The sequence below is a fragment of the Mucilaginibacter dorajii genome (genome assembly GCF_024808255.1).
Lineage (GTDB): Bacteria > Bacteroidota > Bacteroidia > Sphingobacteriales > Sphingobacteriaceae > Mucilaginibacter > Mucilaginibacter dorajii.
The window spans coordinates 322,144-343,124 of the sequence record NZ_JANTYS010000001.1 but is presented as its reverse complement, the minus strand read 5'-3'; the positions used below and the strand labels follow the sequence as shown (position 1 = coordinate 343,124).

At 41.9% G+C, this 20,981-nt stretch carries 10 protein-coding genes; 2 read left to right on the top strand and 8 right to left on the bottom strand.

Going from position 1 to position 20,981, the window contains the following annotated elements:
- The first annotated feature begins 7 nt into the window (after nt 1-7).
- Nucleotides 8-1,936, top strand: coding sequence for a hypothetical protein (locus FHS10_RS01090; protein WP_259086811.1), 1,929 nt, complete (start codon nt 8-10; stop codon nt 1,934-1,936).
- 707 nt (nt 1,937-2,643) lie between these two features.
- Here the strand turns inward: FHS10_RS01090 and FHS10_RS29270 are convergent.
- On the bottom strand, nt 2,644-2,754 hold the full coding sequence (locus FHS10_RS29270) for a group II intron maturase-specific domain-containing protein (RefSeq protein WP_374759816.1): 111 nt from the start codon (nt 2,752-2,754) through the stop codon (nt 2,644-2,646).
- Nucleotides 2,755-2,872: 118 nt separating this feature from the next.
- Here FHS10_RS29270 and FHS10_RS01085 point away from each other — a divergent pair, with 118 nt between their 5' ends.
- Nucleotides 2,873-3,112: a hypothetical protein gene (locus FHS10_RS01085; protein WP_259086810.1), complete on the top strand. Its 240-nt coding sequence runs from the start codon at nt 2,873-2,875 to the stop codon at nt 3,110-3,112.
- A 689-nt stretch (nt 3,113-3,801) separates the two neighbouring features.
- On the opposite strand, the gene FHS10_RS01080 is transcribed toward FHS10_RS01085, so the two are convergent.
- From FHS10_RS01080 to FHS10_RS01050, 7 genes are all read right to left on the bottom strand, one after another.
- Nucleotides 3,802-6,282 carry a zinc-dependent metalloprotease gene (locus FHS10_RS01080; RefSeq protein ID WP_259086806.1) on the bottom strand — a complete coding sequence of 827 codons (2,481 nt, stop codon included), beginning with the start codon at nt 6,280-6,282 and terminating at the stop codon, nt 3,802-3,804.
- A gap of 28 nt (nt 6,283-6,310) precedes the next feature.
- The gene (locus FHS10_RS01075; RefSeq protein ID WP_259086805.1) at nt 6,311-7,732 is read right to left on the bottom strand and encodes a RagB/SusD family nutrient uptake outer membrane protein; all 1,422 of its coding nucleotides are present in this window, start codon (nt 7,730-7,732) and stop codon (nt 6,311-6,313) included.
- An 11-nt stretch (nt 7,733-7,743) separates the two neighbouring features.
- The gene (locus FHS10_RS01070) at nt 7,744-11,181 is read right to left on the bottom strand and encodes a SusC/RagA family TonB-linked outer membrane protein (protein WP_259086803.1); all 3,438 of its coding nucleotides are present in this window, start codon (nt 11,179-11,181) and stop codon (nt 7,744-7,746) included.
- A gap of 1,886 nt (nt 11,182-13,067) precedes the next feature.
- Nucleotides 13,068-14,306 carry a FecR family protein gene (locus FHS10_RS01065; protein ID WP_259086798.1) on the bottom strand — a complete coding sequence of 413 codons (1,239 nt, stop codon included), beginning with the start codon at nt 14,304-14,306 and terminating at the stop codon, nt 13,068-13,070.
- A 518-nt stretch (nt 14,307-14,824) separates the two neighbouring features.
- A complete protein-coding gene (locus FHS10_RS01060) occupies nt 14,825-15,391 on the bottom strand; it encodes an RNA polymerase sigma factor (RefSeq protein ID WP_259086795.1) in 567 nt (188 codons plus the stop codon).
- A 531-nt stretch (nt 15,392-15,922) separates the two neighbouring features.
- On the bottom strand, nt 15,923-17,476 hold the full coding sequence (locus FHS10_RS01055) for a RagB/SusD family nutrient uptake outer membrane protein (protein WP_259086793.1): 1,554 nt from the start codon (nt 17,474-17,476) through the stop codon (nt 15,923-15,925).
- 7 nt (nt 17,477-17,483) lie between these two features.
- Nucleotides 17,484-20,774: a TonB-dependent receptor gene (locus tag FHS10_RS01050; protein ID WP_259086792.1), complete on the bottom strand. Its 3,291-nt coding sequence runs from the start codon at nt 20,772-20,774 to the stop codon at nt 17,484-17,486.
- Nucleotides 20,775-20,981 lie beyond the last annotated feature (207 nt).

Here is a 20,981-nt window from a genome sequence, read left to right as displayed (position 1 = left end):
AGTCAAAATGAAAATAAAAAACATTTTCTCATTTATAGGAATCGGTCTCTTTGTAATTAGTATCCCGTGTTGCAAAACAAATAATGATTTAGATCAAGCGTTTAGTTTTGCAGCAGAAAACCGGGAAGAACTGGTGAAAATGATCAAACATTATGAAAATGAGGATAAAGACGAACAAAAGCTACAAGCTGCAAAATATCTGATTATTAATATGCCCCATTATTACAGTGTTAATAGTCCATTGATTGACACCATCAGAAAAACAGCTGCGGCCTTGCCGATTGGTGGACGATTCACTGACAGCACAGTCGCCGCCTGGAACGAGTCCCTTAAAGATAGGATGCCTCTTATATATGATGCTAAAGTAATAAAAGCTCAATATTTAATTGAAAATATCGATTTTTCTTTCAAAGTATGGCGCTCCAGAAAGTGGTCTAAAAATTATTCTTTTAATGATTTTTGTGAATATATACTCCCTTATAGAGTTGGTAATGAGCCTCTGGAAAATTGGAGAGCCCTTTATTTTAATAAATATAGCAAGATATTGGACTCAGCTTACAAAGGGAATGATGTGATCGAGGCCGCAAGGATCGTGGCCAAACAATTAAAAAAAGAAGGTTTCACAAAAACCCAAGATATGGATTACCCTAATCTGGGAGCCATATTTTTATATAAAACCAGGTCCGGTAGATGCAGGGAAACCTGTGACATTAGCTTATATGTAATGAGATCATTAGGCATTCCTGTGGCTGTAGATAAATACCTCCTTTCTCCCGCTTACAAAAGTCAACATTTCTGGAACGTTATTGTTGACACTACTAAAAAGGCTGTTCCTTTTTTATACAATGAGGACGAAATCGTTCGAAATAAATTCGATCAGAGAAAGAAAGGCAAGATTTATCGTGAAACCTTTGGTTCTAATGAAGAACGATATAAAGGTATATATAATGATAAAAATATACCTGTCGTTTTCAGGGATCCCTATTTGAAAGATGTTTCTGAACAGTATTTTAAAAATGAAGTTACCATACCTGTCAACGGTAGTAAAGAAAAATATGTCTATTTGGGCGTTTTTGACGGACTGAACTGGAAAGCTATTGATATAGGAGAAGTACAGGAAGAAAGGGTGACATTTAAAAACCTGGAGGAAAATATAATTTATCAGGTGATAGCTGATGAGGCTAAAAACACGCCTATCAATTTTCCATTTATACTAAAGGCCGGAGCGCCTCATTATTTAGTGCCCGACACAACTTCATTTCAGAAAATTCACGTTAGTCGAAAATATCCTTTTATGACTACACTTAAACAAAATTTGGGCACATCAGTTGGGGTAAAAATAGACGCTTCTAGAGATATAAAATTTAGACATCCGCAACAAATCTTTATTGTCGCAGACACACCATCAATAAATAAATTCGTCATTAATTTGCCAAAGGGGGAACGTTATAGATATTTTAGGTACACAGCTCCTTTAAATCAATCAATACAACTGGCAGAATTACATTTTTATAAGGATACAAGTCAGAATAAAGAAATTCCCACAAAAATCTCCCCTTTAAATTCAATTGATTCACTCCATCAATCAATACTTAGCTTGATAAATGACAATGATCCTGTTAGTTTTTACATGTCTTCCAATAAAGGTGAGAAACTACTTTTTGATATTGGAATTGGAAACATAACAAAAACTATAACATTTTCACCAAGGAACGATGATAACTTCGTTAGAAGGGGGGAAACATATAGTCTATTCTATCAGACTAATAAGGGATGGAAATTAATAGGACGCCAGGAAAGCACCTCCGGATATCTTATATTTAACAAAGTTCCCAACAACGCACTACTCTGGCTTCATGATGAAACAAGAGGAACTGAAGAAGAGGTTTTTATTTATCAGAATGATAAACAAATTTTCACATATGATTTACATTAATGCAAAATGGCTCATATCTGACTTTTACATTTTGCCAATATTTGAGAGACGACAATTTTATGTGTAGTAAATAAAGCGCATCCTATTTACTTTTGATTAAACCTATAATATACAGATAACCTTTCAGATTGATTACCGCCTGATTTGGACCCTGTTTTCCCAAACGGCGGAAGCATAACCCGTTTTATATGCCCTAATTATTAAATTGCCGTTATCCTTAGATTTTATCATTGGTAGGATTGTTGCAAAGCAGGAATGTGTGTTTATCATTTAACATTCCTGCTTCGATCAAATGCACATTGATTGTTACACCCCCTTTACTGTAATCTGAATACAAACAAAAGGCGAGCAAACAATCGTGCTTAGTCTGGGGTATTAAAATCGTTGCTTAACACTTACCCGCGAAGACCGTAAAACTGCTGAACCCTGCTCGTAGTTCGGATCCCTCAGCATCCCTAGTAAGTAAACCCAAGCATTTCAGCCTGAGATTCTCTCAGAACCGTACGTGCACCTCTCAGCGCATACGGCTCCCATTATCTGTAAGCCATTAGGCTTTGCACCAAATGTCCAATGAGCGAACAAGTCAGGTTTATGCCTGCAAAGGCTACTTACCCATTTCATCGCTCTGGTCAAACTGGTTCTTAGCCCTTTGTATTTTCGTGTTGCCCAGTTAACCAGCTTCGCGTTAATTCTGAACATAAACTCTTTCAGTTTAGTCTTGTAGAATTTCCGTAATAGTTGATCCAACCTTGCAGGACAGGGTTCATTGCTTTGGCAACGGCCTCGATCTCGATGCCCGGTATGCGCAGTATCGGCATGCTTGGATAAACCATAACCTATTGCCCCCGCTCGGCCTATTTAACTTTGACCACTTGATATCAAAGTAACCAAGTAGTTAGGAATGCGGACGAAATTGGCGAAGAGGGGGCAATCAAAATGGTTTTTCCAGGTATTGGCCTTGGGGGATGTAAAAAATGGGAGAAAACCTCAACCTGGGAAAATCTAAATCCCGAAAAGGCAGGTGGCCCAACCATGCGTTTGAATCATAGTTATGATGAAAGCAAACCCAGCTCGGGTTGGAATACCAATAATATGGCCGGAGCAGCCCATTTCAGAGGTGGAGAGTGTATTTCAACAGCGATGAAGACAGGCGACCTTGCGACCAAATTAAAATGACGCTGTGCCTTTAATCACGATTTCAAAGCGAGCCCAACTTTGGTGCCATTAAGTGGGCATTGGTGCCCTGCTTATTTGCCTGCTCCTTGGAATTATGAGAGGGAAGGCAAACGAAACCCATTCCTCGCCCAGGTATGAAATTAGGCAGCTGTGCCCACCTGCTTTCAGGAGGTCTCCAGCGGGAAATATTAGGTCCGTTTTGTATTTAGCTCCGTATTTTAATTCTATAGTTGGGTTCCAAGGTAAACTGCCCGAGGCATGAGGCTATGGGTCAAAAGAAGTGCCTAAAAATGCACCTCCCTACCACTCACTGGGAGGTGCTTACTATTACTGATCTTCATTATTAACCGCTATGAAGATGATGCGGTAGGAACAATTGAGTACCATTATGGCTGCACTAATCGACGATATAACACTGCAAACGAATACAATTATGTCTAAATATAAATAAGCAACCATTTTAATATGTGTACATAGTATCTACTTTACGGCGTCCACTTTACAGCTGTTTATTTGGGGACATTTGGAAAACTATACTTTACCTTATACCCAAAGTTTGAATAGGCACAAAATTTCTGTCCAGTCATTAGCTATCCAATCTTCCTTGCCCGTCCAAGGATAGGTGTCGGCAGGTCGCTGAATGACTATAGTCTCCAAAGTCCCCATTTTTTTTCAGGTTCGACTACTTCCTATTTTTTGGGATGTAATACATTTTCTATCTTTTCACTGCATAACTGTAAATGTGCTTTACTTGCTGCATCAGTCGAAGCAGGGATAGCAGCCAAAATGGCTTTTTGTAATAGTCTTAAATGAGGCTTTAAAACGATCAGCAGTTCCGTGGATTGTGGCGGCCCGGCTGCAACGCTGGTACCGACCTGGACTGGAGGTAATATTATTCTGCCAAGCAATTCGATATAATTATTCTGTAAAGCTCTGCGATAAGGACGAATGCGGGCATGGGTATGCAATTCAGACCATAGCCCATTATCCAGGTCATTAAGGAAGGCATTGCAGCTGTAGGTATTTTTACAGCGATAGCGTTCAGCAACATTTATAAGCGATGCCAAACGGCTTCCGTTTAAAAGTTCACCAAGCAATTTTGTCCCAGCCTTAGTTACATAAGAGGCACCATAATAACTTTCAGTTTTTTCTGTCACCGGTGTATATAACAACCACTCAGGCGTTTTAAAAACTTCCTGATTTAACCAGGCTACCGCACGTTTTTGTTTTTCAGGAGGTACGGGGGTATACAAATCGCCCTTTTCTTCTACGCTTTTATATTCGAGGTAGATTCCGCCAACATTATTGATCACATGCCCTGCGTACCTTGTATATTGGCTCAATAATTCCTGGTACATTTTTGTCAGATCATCGTATCCTTCGTCTGGCCGATGCGTCCACTCGGGTAGCTTTGGCAAAATGCGTTTCAGGTTTTTAATTCCATAGCTGCCTGCCTTCATGGCATCATCGCCAAGATCTTCATTTGTACTTCTGGGATCAGTTGAAAGGAATAATTGCTGGGGACCATACCACAAGCGATGGTTCCCACTAAGGCTGTCAATGATCCATTTATTCAGCAGAGTCTTTTCATCTTTCGGCAACTGGATGCCTGGAAATCGCTTGTAGCCCCATTCAACAGCCCATTTATCATAATCATTTATGCGTGGATAAATTCCTTTTACCCCGATACTATCCTCAGGCTGAGCCACATAATTAAAACGGGCGTAGTCCATTATCGAAGGTGTATGCCCATGTTTTTCCACCCATGTTTTATTACGCAGACTATCAACCGGAACTGTAGAAGAAGCACCCATATTGTGCATTAATCCCAGCGTATGCCCTATCTCGTGAGAGGACACAAAGCGTATCAACTGTCCCATCAGCTCTTCGTCGAATTCCATTTTACGTGCCCTCTTATCGATCGCACCTGCCTGAATCATATACCAGTCGTGTAGCAAACTCATAACATTATGGTACCAACTGACATGCGCTTCGAGTATCTCGCCACTACGGGGATCATGGATGTGTGGCCCCATTGCATTAGCTATTGTGGATGGCTTGTACACAATAGCCGAGTGTGAGGCATCTTCAATGCTCCAGGTACTGTCGTTAACCGGCGCTTCCCTGGCATAGATAGCGTTTTTGAAGCCAGCCTGTTCAAACGCCACCTGCCAGTCATTCACACCCTGAATAAGATAAGGCACCCATTTTTTGGGTGTAGCAGGATCAATATAGAATATAATTGGCTTCTTAGGTTCAACCTGCTCACCACGAAAGTATTTTTCCCTGTCCTGGTCCTTTGGTTCCAGGCGCCAGCGGGTAATCATTTCCGTCCTAGTCACCCCCTGGGGGTCAGCGTCGAAGTCCACATAGCCGGTTGAAAAGTAGCCCACCCTTTGATCTGCAATACGCGCCAGCATGGGTATTTTGGGTAACAGTACCAGTGAATTATTCAATTCGAAAGTCAGCGGATCCCCCCCGGGCTGTGAAGAAGAAAATGTTTTCACTGTTCTTATTTCCACATTGCCCGAAAAAGCTTTAATATACTTTGTATAGGAACGGTCCCGTAATTGGGCACCTATCAGGAAGGCCGCTTTTCGACCCGCCGGAAAAGAAAAAATTCCGTTGTCCTCACCAACGGCGTCGGTGACATCAATCACAGAGGAGCCCTGCGGGCTATGATAGGCCTTTACAGGAAAAGTGGCCAATATCGGTTGTAAATTGGAGTTCAGTACGGACCGGTACATACCGTTGCCGGTCGAATCAGCAGCATGCATCATATAAGAAACTCCCCGGACAAATATTTTATCACCGGCACTTTTCTCAAAAATGATGACCCTTTCTCCAATTTGATCCCCGGCATAATAGCCATCTGGATTAATTGGTCCGTCAACGGGCGATTTCGCAATACGGTCAACTAACAATAGTTCCCTGCCAAGCAAACTATCGGGTATTTCCAAATAAAACTTACTTTCGAGTCTGTGTACAGTGATCATCCCCTGCATGGTTACCGCTTTTGCTGTAATCACCTGGTTGTATGGCTTGACGGGAACTGATTTTGCGGTATCTGCCTTTACAATTGCAGTAGGGCCGTCCAGTTTGGTTGTTTTCTTCTGGGCATAACCCTCCATAGCCAACAGCAATGCTGCAGCCATCATTAGTCTTTTCATGTTCTGTTATTACGATTTGTTTTTTTGATTAGTATCCCTCATTCTGTGTAAGATTGGGGTTGTTATCTCTTGCCGATTGCGGTAAAGGGAATAATATAGAAGTGGATTTCCAAGTTGTTTTCGAAGCACCTAGTACATCATCTGACCTTGTTTTGGTAGCCGGTAATATAAGGCTGTCCCATCTTTTCAAATCGAACCAGCGATGTCCCCACTCACAAAACAGCTCATGCCTTCTTTCATTTTCAATTGCTGCCATCGCTGTTTCTTTATCTACCATAGTAACATTATTGGGGAGCCCTGCACGATTACGGATCACATTGATATCTGATTGTGCTCCGCTGATATTATTTTGCTGCGCCCTGGCTTCGGCACGAATAAGGTATTGCTCAGCTAGCCTAAGCAACAGATAATTCTCAAAAGTGGCAGCATTGGTGGGTATTGAATACAATTTATACTTATAAGGAGTACTTACACCGGCTACCGTTATTATCCAGTTTATTTTTCTTAGATCACCAGTTTCAAAGCTGTTTAAAAGATCGGCAGGCAACGGGAATCGCAGCAGTGTAGAGAAATTCAGATAGCCCAGAAATGAGTATCCTTCGTTGGTGTAATTATCCGAGGCAGACCGGTCGAGCTCTAAAATGGATTCACTATTATTATTAACAAAAGCGCTATTGATGTTGGCGGAAGTTTGTAATGCATATAAACTCGTATTAGCTAAAACAGTATTTGCTATGGCTTCAGCATTAGCCCAGTCTTTAGTATACAGAAACACTCTTGCCAGCAGCGCAGCAGCGGCCCATTTGTTGGCGCGAATACGCCTACCGTCAGAGACCGAATAGTCGGCAGGCAAAGTATTCATTGCTTCGGTTAAGTCAGTTTTTATTTGTGTATACACATCCTGCACACTGCTGCGTGGCGCGAATATTGTTTTTTCCTTGGCAGTAGTAGTCATTAAAGGCACAGGCCCAAAAAGATTCACTAAATAAAAATGACAGAATGCCCTAAAAAATTTTGCTTCGCCTATGATCTGTATTTTATACGCCTGAGACATACCGGTAGAAGCTGTTGCATTTTCAATAATGGCATTGCATTGGTAAATGACATTGTAATAGGTAGTCCAGAACGAAGTTATGTTGGCGTTATTAGGCAATACCTGGTTTTTTTGAAACTGGTCATAGGTAACGTTGGATGTATAATAAGTCAATTCATCTGCAGCCATACCTATGGAGCGGGTTATTTCACCATTAGAGGAGGAGTTGACAAACAGCGTGGAATACAATCCGTTGATAGCAGCCTGTGCATTGTCGTCACTACTGAATACCACTTCGGCAGTTACATTAGTCTTATAGTCTGGCTCCAGAAATTTTTTACACCCGGTGCTCAAAGCCATCGTGGCTAATATGAGGCAGCCATATATTATGGTTCGTTTACAATATTTTGTTTGCATAATTTTAGTATTTAGAATGAACATTGGACACCTAATACAATTCTGAACAATGGCGGAACAGCCGTCGCTCCCGATTCGGGATCAAAACCATCATAGTTACTGATAACAAAAACGTTCTGGGCTTGCAGGTACAATCTCGCGCCAGCCAGGTTCAATTTCCTTAGGACATCAGCCGTCAGGCTATATGACAGGGCTACATTGTTGAGTCTAATGAAGGATGCATTCATGTAAACGGCATCGCTGGTATATGTATAATAAAACCAGTCGGATGAAAAGGATTGGCTTATAAAGGTTTTATCCAGTCCACTGTTACGATATTCCTCCAGTACCTTACGGGGAAGATTACCAAAATTTCCCGGCTGAGAAGCGCTAGCCAGGAAACTTTGCTTCTTTAAACCAAGCGTATATTGAAACATGAAATCGAGTTGAAAGCTTTTATAGGATATACTGTTGCTTAATCCACCAAAGGCATTCGCCTGAGCATTTCCAACATATCCCCGGTCGCCTTTACCATAAGCCGCCAATCCGCCAAAATAATCGATTATGCCATTCTTGTTCAGGTCTTCATAGGTTGGCTTACCTGTCGGATCAACTCCGGTAAAATGGACCGCATAAATCGCGGTAAGGGGTTTACCAACCACCATACTTCCGGCATAGCCTGTCTTTTCAATGCCATCGAATTTCAACAACTTGTTTCGGGGAACAGTCATATTGAAAGCAGTAGTCCACTTAAAGTTTTGATTTTGAACGTTGATGGTGTTAAGCTCAAATTCCAATCCCGTGTTTTGAACCACGGCGCTGTTGAGATTGGTTGTGTAAGCTGGAAAACCGGATTGTGTACTCACAGGATAGTTTACCAACTGATTGCCGGTACGGTTACGATACCAGGACGCAGAAAGCAGTACCCTGTCTTTTAAAAAGCCCAATTCCATAGCACCTTCCAGCTTGCTGGTTGTTTCCCATCCAAAATCTGGGTTTTCTAACTGGGCAGGCACTAATCCAGGCGAAGCTCCATACGGATAGGCAGTGGCATTATAGGTGGAGATGTACCTATAATTGGGGACATTATCTGAGCCGACCCATCCCATACTCCCCCTTAATTTACCAAAGCTTAAGAAAGAAAGATTTTTAGCGAACAGTTCATTGGAAAATAACCAAGCTGCACCAATGGCTCCAAAATTCCCAAAGCGGCGATCTGGCCCAAAACGGGAAGATCCATCTCGACGAAAGGAACCATTGATAATGTATTTGTTATCCCAATTATAATTGGCACGGCCAAACAAAGAGGCATACTGATATGCACTGTATCCAGTACTAGTCGTAATAGTACTGGCCAGCGCTATGTTGTTGATATAGGCATCGGAAGAAAAGCCGGAAGCATTGACATAGTAGGGCATCTCTCCAATGGTTTTCATGATCGTACCACCCGCCATCACACTCAATTTACCCTTTGCAATATTGCCCGTATATTGCAATTGCGGCTCAACATTCTGTGTTTGGTTGCGGGTAGTGTTGAAACTGTTGGAAGACTGGAACAAATTATTTGCCGGATCAACGGATGATTTCGGGTAAATCAACTGCTGTTCGCCCTCCACCCGCGTATATCCAATAGAAATTTTGGCATCCAAACCTTGCAATAGTTTATAACCAAGCAGCAGGTTGGAGGTGAGACTAAATGATTTATTGAAAGAGGATGTTTTCATGGTTCCGTACGGATTACCGGTTGGCCAGTCCCATTTTAAATTTCCCGCAGAATCATAAGGCTGAAAGTTGGGAGGCAGGATATATGCAAAATTACCATAAGGACCGTCTGGTAATTTTGTACTAGTTGTGTTAACAATACCGGATAACATAATATTAAGCTTACCGGAATTGGATAAATGATTCAAAGAAAAATGGGCACCTCCTTTGTTTGAACCACGCCTGTCGGGATATATCGTATTTTCCTGATGATAGTTTCCGGAAATCAGGAATGAAGTACTGCCTGCGCCGCCAGACATAGTAACATTTGCATCAGTGGCCCGGGCAGTATTGCCTAATAATTCTTTCTGCCAGTCGGTATTCCTGTTACTATCCCATGTAAACAAATCTGGTGCACTGGTCGCTGTAGGCGTTGTGCCGTCGTTTTTAAAAGCTTCCCTGCGCAAAGCCAGGTATTCGGGTGTACTTAACAAGCCAACTTTCCTTGTATCCATAGCAATGCCGGTATATATATTTACGTCTATTTTGGTTTTACCCACCTTTCCTTTTTTGGTGGTAATGAGCATTACACCGTTGGCTGCTCGGGAACCATAAATGGCAGTGGCATCTGCATCTTTTAATATGTCAATACTTTCAATATCCCCCGGGTTGAGGTTGTACAGCGAGCTTCCATAACCAAAAGGGGCAATTATACTATTGTCCCCGCCCGTGTTATCGGGAAGGTTAACGGGTGCACTTGGATAAGGAACCCCATCAATGACCACAAGTGGTGCACTGGTATAATCGCTGGCGTTGATGGAGTTTTGTCCCCGCACCTGGAAGAAAACATCCCCACCTGCCAAGCCATTGGCCTGACTGATGCTCATACCTGTCGTTCTGCCAGCAAGCGCCTGTAATACGTTAGTCACAGGATTCTTTGCGATATCCTCCGACGTTATTCTTGAAACAGAGCCGGTGCTAAGCCTCCGGCTGGTGGCACCGCCGTAAGCCAATACTTGTACCTCGTCCAGCTTAGAAGTAGCGACATCCAATTTTATTAAATTTTGATTGGTAGTTACTTTCACTTCTTTCTGGCTAAAACCCACAAAAGAGATCACCAGAATATCATCTTTTGTAACGCCCTTTAAATAAAAATCGCCCTTTACATCCGTAGTTGCGACCTGGCTGGTGTTTTTCACTCTTACAGTTGCGCCCGACAATGGATTTCCTTCCGAATCCATGACCCTACCCCTGATATCAAATGCGACAATGCGATCAACCAGGCGCTCCAGAAAAGAAGGCGTTTTCCTTGAAATAATAACGGATTTGTCATCAATTACATATTCAAGATGTTGATCATTAAGCAATTGATCCAATACATCTCTTAACTCCGCGTTCTTAACAGAGATCGTGACATTCTTTACTTGTTTAAGGCTTTCTGTTTTAAAAAGGAAATCATACCCTGTCTGTGTTCTGATCTGTTCAAGCACTTCAGCCAAAGGCTTGTTTTTTTCAGACAAAGTAATTTTCTGCGCAAAAGAGCTTGCACTTACTTGTAAGATTGCAGTCGTTAGCAATACTGTTATTAACTTCATCAGCAGCAATATTTTACCCATCGCCCTTCGTGGCGGGCATAGGCGTTTAAGTCGAGCAGGCAAGGGAGGGGTTGCACCGCCGGATTCTCTAAGAACCGGAGGCAACTGGCTCGCATTGTCTATGCTCGTATAGATTGGGTCGCTTATCAGATAAGCAACAAGTTTTGTAAACATTGTAAACATTATTATTTGTTCTTAAGGTTTTCATAATTTGTTTTCTGATTTAGTAACCAATCACAATTCAGTTAATTATCTCTATGGTGGGCTATCACCCTATGTGCAAACAGATTAGGTTGCCCTTGGCACCTCGTCTTCAGCCATCTTATAGCACTTCGATGATGCCAACGGCGTTCCATGCTGACCTATTTCAGTACTCAGCAGTTGATCATTAATCATAGACTACGCGTTGTCTGAGCTTTAAAATGATCGCAATATCCATCTCCTGGCCTTTTCAATGGCGAACTTCAATATTGCGGCAAACTTTCATCTTTACGGTAAACCTTCCGGCTTCTGATGTCCACGGCTACATTATTCTTGGGCTTTACACCCACACGGCAGGGCCAACAAGAGCAATCTTTTGCTCTTGTCCGTAACCAATTCTGGCTTCCGGGTAAACCTAAAAAGCCGGATCTCCCATGCGGATCGTTTACATCCTCCCTGTTCTCCTGTGTTTTACAATGACCTATACCGATCTTCGTCTCACTCGGTAACGTTTGGAGTACCGGATCCATTTGCCGACGTGGGCTTTTCAGGTACTTAGCTTGTTTCTCACACTTATTCTTTGATGCCTTGCCTAAATTGATTACACGGTTATTGACAAAGCCTTCGGAATTGTTACTCTAACAGGCCTGAGCGCATATTTGCCTCGCCTTTATAGGTAATTGTTATCATGAAATGCAGTTATCTATAAGCCCTGACCACTTGTAAAACAGGTCTGTCTTCTATTTTGGCAACCCTTATACTTCTGGTTGGTCAACCATTTTTGGGTATGTTCTTCTCCCGGAGAAAGCAGTTCCCTTACATGAGGCGAGTCCAAAGTTTATAACGATTTCCCTGTTGCTTAGCGTCGTAGTCCTAAAAAAACTAATCGCATCTATTCGATTTGTCTTGACATTCATCCTAATCTGTTAGCACACTAACAATACAATTTTCTTTGTGATTGGATGCGCCTTTGTTTCATAGTAATCATTCTTCCATTTTACAGTTGTTAGATTATAATCCACTAACTTGTTTGAACCCCTCGTTTCATTACCACTACGTCAATTCCAACACAACAACGATCTGATCCGCCCCCAATGTGCTAACCTGGTATTTGTTCAGCTTTTTACAGCCTGTACTTACCTCCTTAGCGGTCTTGTCATTGAGTTCACACGTTTTTTAAAAGCGCCCGTAACAGGTTTCAGTCTTTTTGTATCGACTATCAATGCATACCAATACCATATCAGTTTATTTTTCCTGTACTCATCCCAGATCCTTACAATCTATTGGTTCTGATAGAGTCGTTAAGTTATCGATACTCCAGTATAGCGTCCACTTTGGTACAGCTCCCTGTTACTTACCTGACGGATATTTTTTCCGTCTTTTCTTACTGGTGCTGCACTATAGCCTTTCGGGATATAACACCGGTAAGTGGGTTACGCGCATTATCTGTTAATGCACGCGGGGGGCCCTCCTTCGTCACTTTAAAAGCCTTCTTTCCGAGATCTTTTAGAAGATGTCGTGTCACATTGTAAAAATTCATACATTTGAGTTGTTAGCATGTGAAGTGTTTAAGCCGTCGAAAGTATAAAGCATTTCACAATTGTTCATTAATCAATTATTTACGATACCCATTAGGGTTTTAATGAATAAGCTTAATAAAGCCGGTAGTGTTTAAGCGCTATCGGCTTATGTTAAAGCTTTTCACGTTAGGGGTCATTACTGTAGCATACTTTCATTTTCTAAGGTGTTTTTTCTGTTAACTTTATTGAGCTTTTGTCCTCTGGCTGGCTTCGCCTGTTAGATTAGCGGATACTTAAGTTGGTTACAGAACCGTTTTGGCCCCGACATTGATGATTCATTTATTTCATTACCGTTATTTTTTTTCCTTCTATTTTAAAATGTATCCCCTTGGTTTTTTCCAGCATACTTAATACCTGACTTATATTCTTATCCCGGGCTATTGTTCCGGTAAAGCCATCATTGGTTACATTATCTTCGTAGCCAACTTCCACGTTATACCAGCGTGCAAGCTTCCTCATAACGCTATATAACTTTTCGTCATTAAAACGGAAATAATTCTTTTTCCATGAAATCACCTCTTCGATATTCGCTTGAATAACTTCCATTTTGTTTACATCAATTATAGATTGCTGTTGAGGTTTAAGGATTACCTCATTTACATCTCTCTGTCGTAAAGCCAGCTCTCTTCCCGGTGCGGCAAGAGCGACGACACGCACAGAACCCTCTAAAAGTGTAGTTTTGGTACTGCTTTCATCCTTATAGGCATTAATATTAAAATGCGTACCCAAAACCGTTACCTCTTGTTTATCTGTTTGCACTACAAACGGATGTTTTCTATCCTTCTCCACCTCGAAATAGGCCTCCCCACTCAACATGATTTTGCGAATACCTCCGGAGAATTCCACCGGAAACGAAATTTTTGAATCAGCATTCAACCAAACATGAGTACCATCAGGAAGAATAACCTGGTAGGTACCACCTTTTGGTGTACTAGCAATGAGCATCGTGCTCCTCCTGCCCCCCTGGGGAGAACCGTCTCCTTCAGCGAGTTTATCGGTTTTTTTACCGTTTTTGCCACTACCGAAATAACTGGCTTTACCCGCAGAAGGGGAGTTGATACTAGTACCGTCACTATATTTCAATTTAGCACCCACGACAACACCTGTCTTTGTATCGCTCAATGGAATTGCAGTTCCATCTGCCAGTGTAAGTGTCGCCGTATTTTTTCCTGGCTCAATGTCATTCACTAATACATCATTGTGAGAAGTATTTTGCGACGAAGCAATCTCATTTGTATAGAACCAAACTCCAAACCCGATTGCTGCTACAACAGCGGCGGCTACCGCTACACGTGGCCACAATCTAATTTTTTTAACCTCATTAGGCTTTCTAATGCCCTCAATGCGGTTTTCCAGTTCAATTTTAACACTCTCTTCGGTACCCAGCTCCTCTACTTTCCATGCTTCCTCACCCGAAGTAATTTGATTGAGATAAGTAGTATACAAGTAAAGCTCATCTTCAGAAGCGGCGCCTTCGTTTACTTTGTCAATTAAATTGTTCAGTTCCTCCTGATTCATCTTTCTGTGCCTTATATAATGTATAGCACATAAAAAGGCTGGTACACCTACATTAAATGTTATTATTTTGTTAAAAAATATTTAAGTATTTGTAAATCAGTAAATTAATTTTTTTTTACAAAGAAGAAAATTAAAGCTTCCTGAAATCCTTGACACCATGACCCAAGACAATCGTCATCTCAACAACCGTGACTCGTCCTAAAATAAGTTGACCGAGAGCCGGCTTTGCGAGTGCAACGAGACAAAAGACAAGAAATGCTTTGCGTTAAGCGAATGTTTCGCCAGCTAATCTTTTGAATATATAATTAAGACTCCTTAAAAAACAAAAAGGATTTGCGAACAATAACGAATAAACGAAAACAGGATCATCCGAATATTTTAAGAAAATAATGGCTTCGTTTAAAAACAATAGGTCACATTAAAAACAGGTTTAAATGACAAGATTATTGCCTTGTCATGTCTGTAAATTGACCAACCCTAAATTCATGTGGAATGACCGGATCTTATTTAGCATAGCATCAGATCATCAAAAAAATAGAAGCCAGCCTATTCAACGGTGCTCTTAATTTTTGAAGAGCCCGGGCAATGTGCGAATCAACAGTTTTTTCGCCGATATCTAACCGTTCGGCTATTTGTTTATGGCTAAGATGCTCTTTTCTGCTAAGTAAAAATACCTCTCTGCATTTATCAGGCAATTCATCAATTAACTGTGCGATAAAATTTTTAAGTTCCTTTATCTCCAATTCATTAACCTCATAGCTGCGTTTGTCGAATATTTCAAGATCCTCAAACAGGCTCTCTCTATATTTTCCATTCCTAATCATGTTTGCGATCTTATATTTAGCGGCTGTATATAGATAACCTTTCAGATTAGTTGCCGGCCTGATTTGGGCTCTGTTTTCCCAAATCCAAAGAAATACACCCTGGCAAATATCATAGCTGTCCTCCTTGTTACGATTGGCCCTATAGGCTGCCTGAAAAAGAAACTTCCAGTGACGATTATATATTTCCGTATATGCAGAGTCGTCTCCTTGCGCTAAAAAGGTAATCAGTTCCTGATCTGTATATATGCTGTACGCAGACATGATAATTTATCCCAAAGCTAAACTTACTAAGAATTTTCGGCATGTCTACATATTTATTTATTACAGGTAACAATAATTCCAATTTATTAAAGTTCAATTAAAATTATCTTTAAAACAGCGACCTGAAACTGGGAATCGTCCACGTTAACAATATCTATAATTGAATCAATGCATAACATAGCGACAATTCACCTGTCTTTAAAGCAGCTTTTTGAATCAATTCAGGCCATATGATATGGTTGTGATCATCTCATTCAAAATGCTTAAGCCGTTTCATACGCCCTAATTATTAATTGTCGTTATCCTTTGATTTTATCATTGGCAGGATTGTTGCAAGTTTTATTATTTAACATTCCTGCTTCGATCAAGTGCACATTGATTGTTTGCCCCCCTTTGCTGCAATCTGAATACAAACAAAAGGCAAGCAAACAATCGTGCTTAGTTTGGGGTATTAAAATCGTTGCTTAACACTTACCCGCGAAGGCCGTAAAACTGCTGAACCCTGCCCGTAGTTCGGGACCTTCAGCGGCCCTAATATCCCGGGTTTTGTTTAAGGTTTGAATTGTTTTGCAAGTCCACCTGCGGAATCGGCCATAGCCATCCTTTGGCCGGATCGAATACTCTGGCGGCTTTATAAATCTGATTAAATTTCCAGGTTGACGGGCTTGATGGGTCCGACAGTGTCAACCTGTCGTAACCATAAACATTGTGCACCAGCGATTTATCCTTCCACCTCAGCATATCTGCATAACGGGTGCCTTCAACAAAAAACTCAACACGCCGCTCATGCCTTAAAATCTGCCGGAGTTGTTCCTGACTTAACCCTGCCCCTTCTACGTTTTCTATCTTGGGCATATTTACCCTTGCCCGGACCTGATCGATCAGGTCGTAAATCTCCTGACTGGTATTCCCTGATTCTATCAGCGCTTCGGCACGCATTAACAAAATATCTGCGTACCGCATCAGAATCGTGTTAATGGAACAGTTATTTCGGTCCGGATTGTTAAGGTCAGCGTATTTTCTCGGCCTTGCCCCACAAACCACATCATCATTTTTAGGTATGAAAATAGTTTGTCCCTTCAGGGATCCAGGTAAAACAACGGATGCCGCCAGTCTGGGATCACGGTTCTTATAAGGATCCTGATCTTTGTAACCCGAAGCCGGATCAGAAATGGGTAGCCCGTTTGTCATGTAGTATGCATTTATGAGGTCAGTAGTCACACTCGGAGTTGGCCACTCTGCAAATGACAATGCGGAACTCGGCCATGGCTGAGGTAGCAGATTCTTGATATACTGAATGTCAAAAATCACTTCCTTGTTGTTCTCAAAGTCCTCCGAGAATAGATTCGCATAATCACTGAATAACCCATAGGTCTGCAGATCAATTACCGACTTTGCTGCTGCTGCAGCCTCAGGCCACTTTTCATTATACAGCAATATTTTCGCCTTAAATGCCAGGGCTGCCCCCTTTGTAGCGCGGCCTACATCCGTACCCGCATAACTGACCGGGAGGTTTGCAGCCGCATTATCCAAATCGGTTATAATTGCGGCCAGGACTTCACTTTTCGGTGTTCTTGAAACCTTTGCCTCGGCTAATGTTTGCACTTTAAGGATCAGCGGGACATCACCGAAATAACTGATCAGATCAGCATAGCTATAAGCCCTGAGAAAGGTTGCCTCCGCTTTCATTTGTGTTTTCACTGCGTCTGCCATAACTGCCCTGTCAACATTTGCAAGAAAAGAATTTGCCCGAACGATGAGGCTATAATCTTTCGCCCATTTGGTTTGCGCAGTCCCGCTGCTTGAGTTTTGCAGCCAGGCACCGAACTCGTTTGAGCCCTGCCAGGCATCCTGACAGTAATTGTTATCCGACATAAAATCGAATTGATACCATTGGATTGGCTGTGAGGGTATAAGATCGTTATAAACGCCCATTAACCCGGCTTTGGCTTGTGTTTCGTTGCTGTAGAACGTCTCTGGAGACAAGCTGTCTAAAGGTGTCTTATCCAACAAGTTCTTGGTACAACCCATCATAAGGCAAGCAAAAATGATTGCATTTACAATTCTATATATCTTTTTCATCATGTTTTCTTTAAAAATTAGCGATTAATCCTGCTGTGAGTATGCGAACCTGCGGATAGGCCTCCACACCGGTCTGGCCGACGATCTGTTCAGGGTCAAGTCCTTTAAATTTGGTAATTGTGAAAGCGTTCTGGACGTTGCCGTAAATCCTCACTGAACTGATGCCGAGTAGTTTTCCTTTATTGAAGGTATACCCGAGTTCGACATTCTTCAAGCGCAGATAAGAAGCATTTCCCATATAAAATTCAGATGACACACCAGTCCTGCCTGCATCCAGGGACATTTTAGGGAGAGTATTTGAAGGGCTTTCGGGCGTCCATCGACCGAGCCACCAATTAGGAATGTTGGTGGCGGTGGAAATATTCCATCCCGTATAGCCCTGGATACCCTGAACTCCCTGGAAGAACACACCCAGATCAAATTGCTTCCAGTCCGCATGAAGCTGCAGCGAATACGATAAATCCGGATATTGTTTCCCGATAACCGTTCTATCTTTATCCATCGTAACTAGGCCATCTCCGTTAAGATCCTTGTATTTGATGTCGCCTGGGGTTGCATTAAAGTTACTTACGGAAACAACGCCTGGTTTTAAAACATATGTGCGGCTGGCTTGCGGGATTGAGGGATCGCTGTTGTTTTGCCAGGTGAAGTCGTTAACCTGGTAAATACCATCTGTTTTATAGCCGTAAAACGAATTAATGGCAGAACCTTCCACCAATGCTGTTGACCCATTTATGATAGGGCTTCTTCCATGCAAATCGGTGATCTTATTAACAATGTGCGACAGGCTGATCGTACTGCTGAATTTCAAGCCGTTGGAAAATGTTTTCCGATAGGTCGCAGTCATCTCCAACCCCTTGTTATTCACCGCACCAACGTTCTGGTAGGGGGCAACTAAATTGCCCAGGGTAACGGGAACAGGAATCTGCATTAAAATATTACTGGTCTTTTTATTGAAATAATCGAAAGTCAAATCAATAGAATTTGCAATACTCATATCGATACCGATATCCGTTTGCTCAGAGGTCTCCCATGTTGTCTTTTTGTTGGACAGGCTGGTTGTGGCTACTCCGGGATAAAGACTTCCGCCTAAAGAATAATTTTCGCCTACGGTTAAAAAATCGCTCGCTGCGTAGTAAGAGTTGATATTTTGGTTACCTAAGCGTCCCCAGGAGCCACGGAGTTTGAGCATATTCAACCAACTTACGTTCTTCATAAAGCTTTCTTCCGAAATGATCCAACCTGCAGATAACGACGGAAAAGTCCCCCATCGTTGGTCATTGGCAAAACGCGATGACCCATCGCGGCGAATATTTGCCTCGAAAAGGTATTTACTTCCATAAATGTAATTTATACGCCCGAAAAGCGAGCGCAATCCAAGCGCATAATTCGCGGCATTATTTTGTTGTGTAGAGGGATCACCAAGATTTAAGATCCGTTGAGTATTATTGATAAATTTTGAACGGAAGCCACTGTTCCATTTCCAGTTGAAGCTTTCCTCAGAATATCCTCCCAATAAGTTAAATTCACTTTTACCGAGTTTCTTTTGATATTTAAGTAAGGATGTCAGCAGTGTTTGCGTATCAAGGTTATTTGTTTCTGTCAAGTCGGAAGTCAGATTCCGGGTACTGCCATCTGTATTCGCCAATGTAACGTTGGCGTGAAAAGCGTTGACATCTTGCGTAGCGACATTATAGCCATAAGTTAGCTGTGCGCTAAAACCATTTAAGAACTGATATTCGGCTTCAAATTGCGTATTAGCCGTATAGCGGTTATTTACTCTGGTGCTGCCCTCTTTTGTTTGTCCGTAATAATTAGTTTCACCTATTACAGCAACCCATTGACCTGCTGCATTTTTTAAAGGCCAGATCGGTGCTATAGTTGAAGAACGCTCGACATAGAACAGGTCGGTTGGTTCATTCATTTTGCCCGCGTTTCCCGAAATCCGGGCTGAAAACCGCAGCTTTTTGTCTTTCAGGAAAAATGCATCTATGTTAGATCTGAAGTCGGTCTTTTTGTAGTTCGTATTGATTAGGATGCCATCCTGGTTAAGATGTCCCAGCATGAAGGCGTATTTTAAATTCTCCGTCCCCCCTAAAATATTTATACGATGGTTTTGAATTTGTGCTTTCCCGTAGTAAACCCCGAAGTAATCCACATCCGGGTACATCGGGTCGTTATGTGCAGCGTATTTTTGAATATCCTGCGGGGTGTACTTGGGGGCGGAACCCTGATTTGCCAGCGCTTCGTTATATAGTGTCACCCATTCAGTTGAATTGAGCATCTTGGGTAATGAAGTTGCACTCTGAACGCCGCCGTAGCCATTGTAAGTAACAGTCATTTTGCCAGTCGTTCCTCTTTTTGTGGTAATCAGAATTACGCCGTTGGCGGCCCGGTTACCATAGATGGCAGCAGAGGCCGCATCTTTCAACACGGATATTGATTGAATATCATTCGCGCTGACATCAGACATATTTCCAGGAAAGCCGTCGATGAGTACCAGGGGATTACTGTTATTTAATGTACCTACTCCCCTGATATTGATAGTCGCGTCATCACCTCCCGGCTTACCTGAATTTTGCAGGGCAAATACACCGGCAACTGTACCCTGTAATGCCAAAGAAGCACTCGTTATGGGTCGAGTCTCCATATCGTCCATTCGAACGTTTCCAACGGCTCCGGTAAGGTTTACCTTTTTTTGAGTGCCATAACCCACAACAACAACCTCACTCAGGTCCTTAGGCGCTTCTTTCAAGCGGATATTAAGCATTTGCTTGGCACTAACGGTCACCTCCTGAGTGGTAAAACCGATCATACTAAAAATTAATATTCCGTTGGCATTGGGAACATCTATCGTGAACTTACCGTTAAGGTCGGTGACTGCTCCCGAGCCCGTACCTTTGAGCTTGACCGTTACGCCGGGAAGAGGAATACCCTTTTCATCCGTGACAACACCTTCGACCTTTTGCAATACGATAGTACTAGTACTTATAGAAGCAGTCGCATCGGGGTTCTTTTTAACCAAAATTGTCCGGTTAACAATCTTGTAAGTGAAAGGCGTGTTTTTAAAACACTTATCCAGTACCGATTCGATAGAGGCATTCGTAAAATCAAGGTCTACATTATTGGCGGAAGACAATTCATCAATTTTATAAAGGAAATGATAACTACTTTGTTTTTTAATCAGTTTCAGAACTTTCTCTATGGAAATATTCTTTTCATGGACAGTAACTTGCTGGCTGAAGCTCCTGGCACTCACCTGTAAAAATGCGGTAATCATGAAAACAGCGGTGAGTTTCATTGTTAATATTATTGAGGTACAATCAGGCCATGCCACAGGCATTGCCTTATGATTTAATTTCATATTTTTGTAATGTTTGGGTAAGCAATAATGTGAATTTGTTGGGGCACCCGAATGCTGCCGGAAAGTGCCACTAACACTTTTCGGCTTTTTTATAGATCAATAATTGATGTATTGGATGCGAACCTTTGAAGGCCTGGACTACGT

Bases quoted from the DNA above. Each gene is read 5' to 3' on its own strand.
- FHS10_RS01070 (WP_259086803.1), bottom strand. From the start codon at position 11,181: ATGTTTACAAAACTTGTTGCTTATCTGATAAGCGACCCAATCTATACG.
- FHS10_RS01065 (WP_259086798.1), bottom strand. From the start codon at position 14,306: ATGAATCAGGAGGAACTGAACAATTTAATTGACAAAGTAAACGAAGGC.
- FHS10_RS01075 (WP_259086805.1), bottom strand. From the start codon at position 7,732: ATGCAAACAAAATATTGTAAACGAACCATAATATATGGCTGCCTCATA.
- FHS10_RS01055 (WP_259086793.1), bottom strand. From the start codon at position 17,476: ATGATGAAAAAGATATATAGAATTGTAAATGCAATCATTTTTGCTTGC.
- FHS10_RS01060 (WP_259086795.1), bottom strand. From the start codon at position 15,391: ATGTCTGCGTACAGCATATATACAGATCAGGAACTGATTACCTTTTTA.
- FHS10_RS01090 (WP_259086811.1), top strand. From the start codon at position 8: ATGAAAATAAAAAACATTTTCTCATTTATAGGAATCGGTCTCTTTGTA.
- FHS10_RS01050 (WP_259086792.1), bottom strand. From the start codon at position 20,774: ATGAAACTCACCGCTGTTTTCATGATTACCGCATTTTTACAGGTGAGT.
- FHS10_RS01085 (WP_259086810.1), top strand. From the start codon at position 2,873: ATGGTTTTTCCAGGTATTGGCCTTGGGGGATGTAAAAAATGGGAGAAA.
- FHS10_RS01080 (WP_259086806.1), bottom strand. From the start codon at position 6,282: ATGAAAAGACTAATGATGGCTGCAGCATTGCTGTTGGCTATGGAGGGT.
- FHS10_RS29270 (WP_374759816.1), bottom strand. From the start codon at position 2,754: ATGCCGATACTGCGCATACCGGGCATCGAGATCGAGGCCGTTGCCAAA.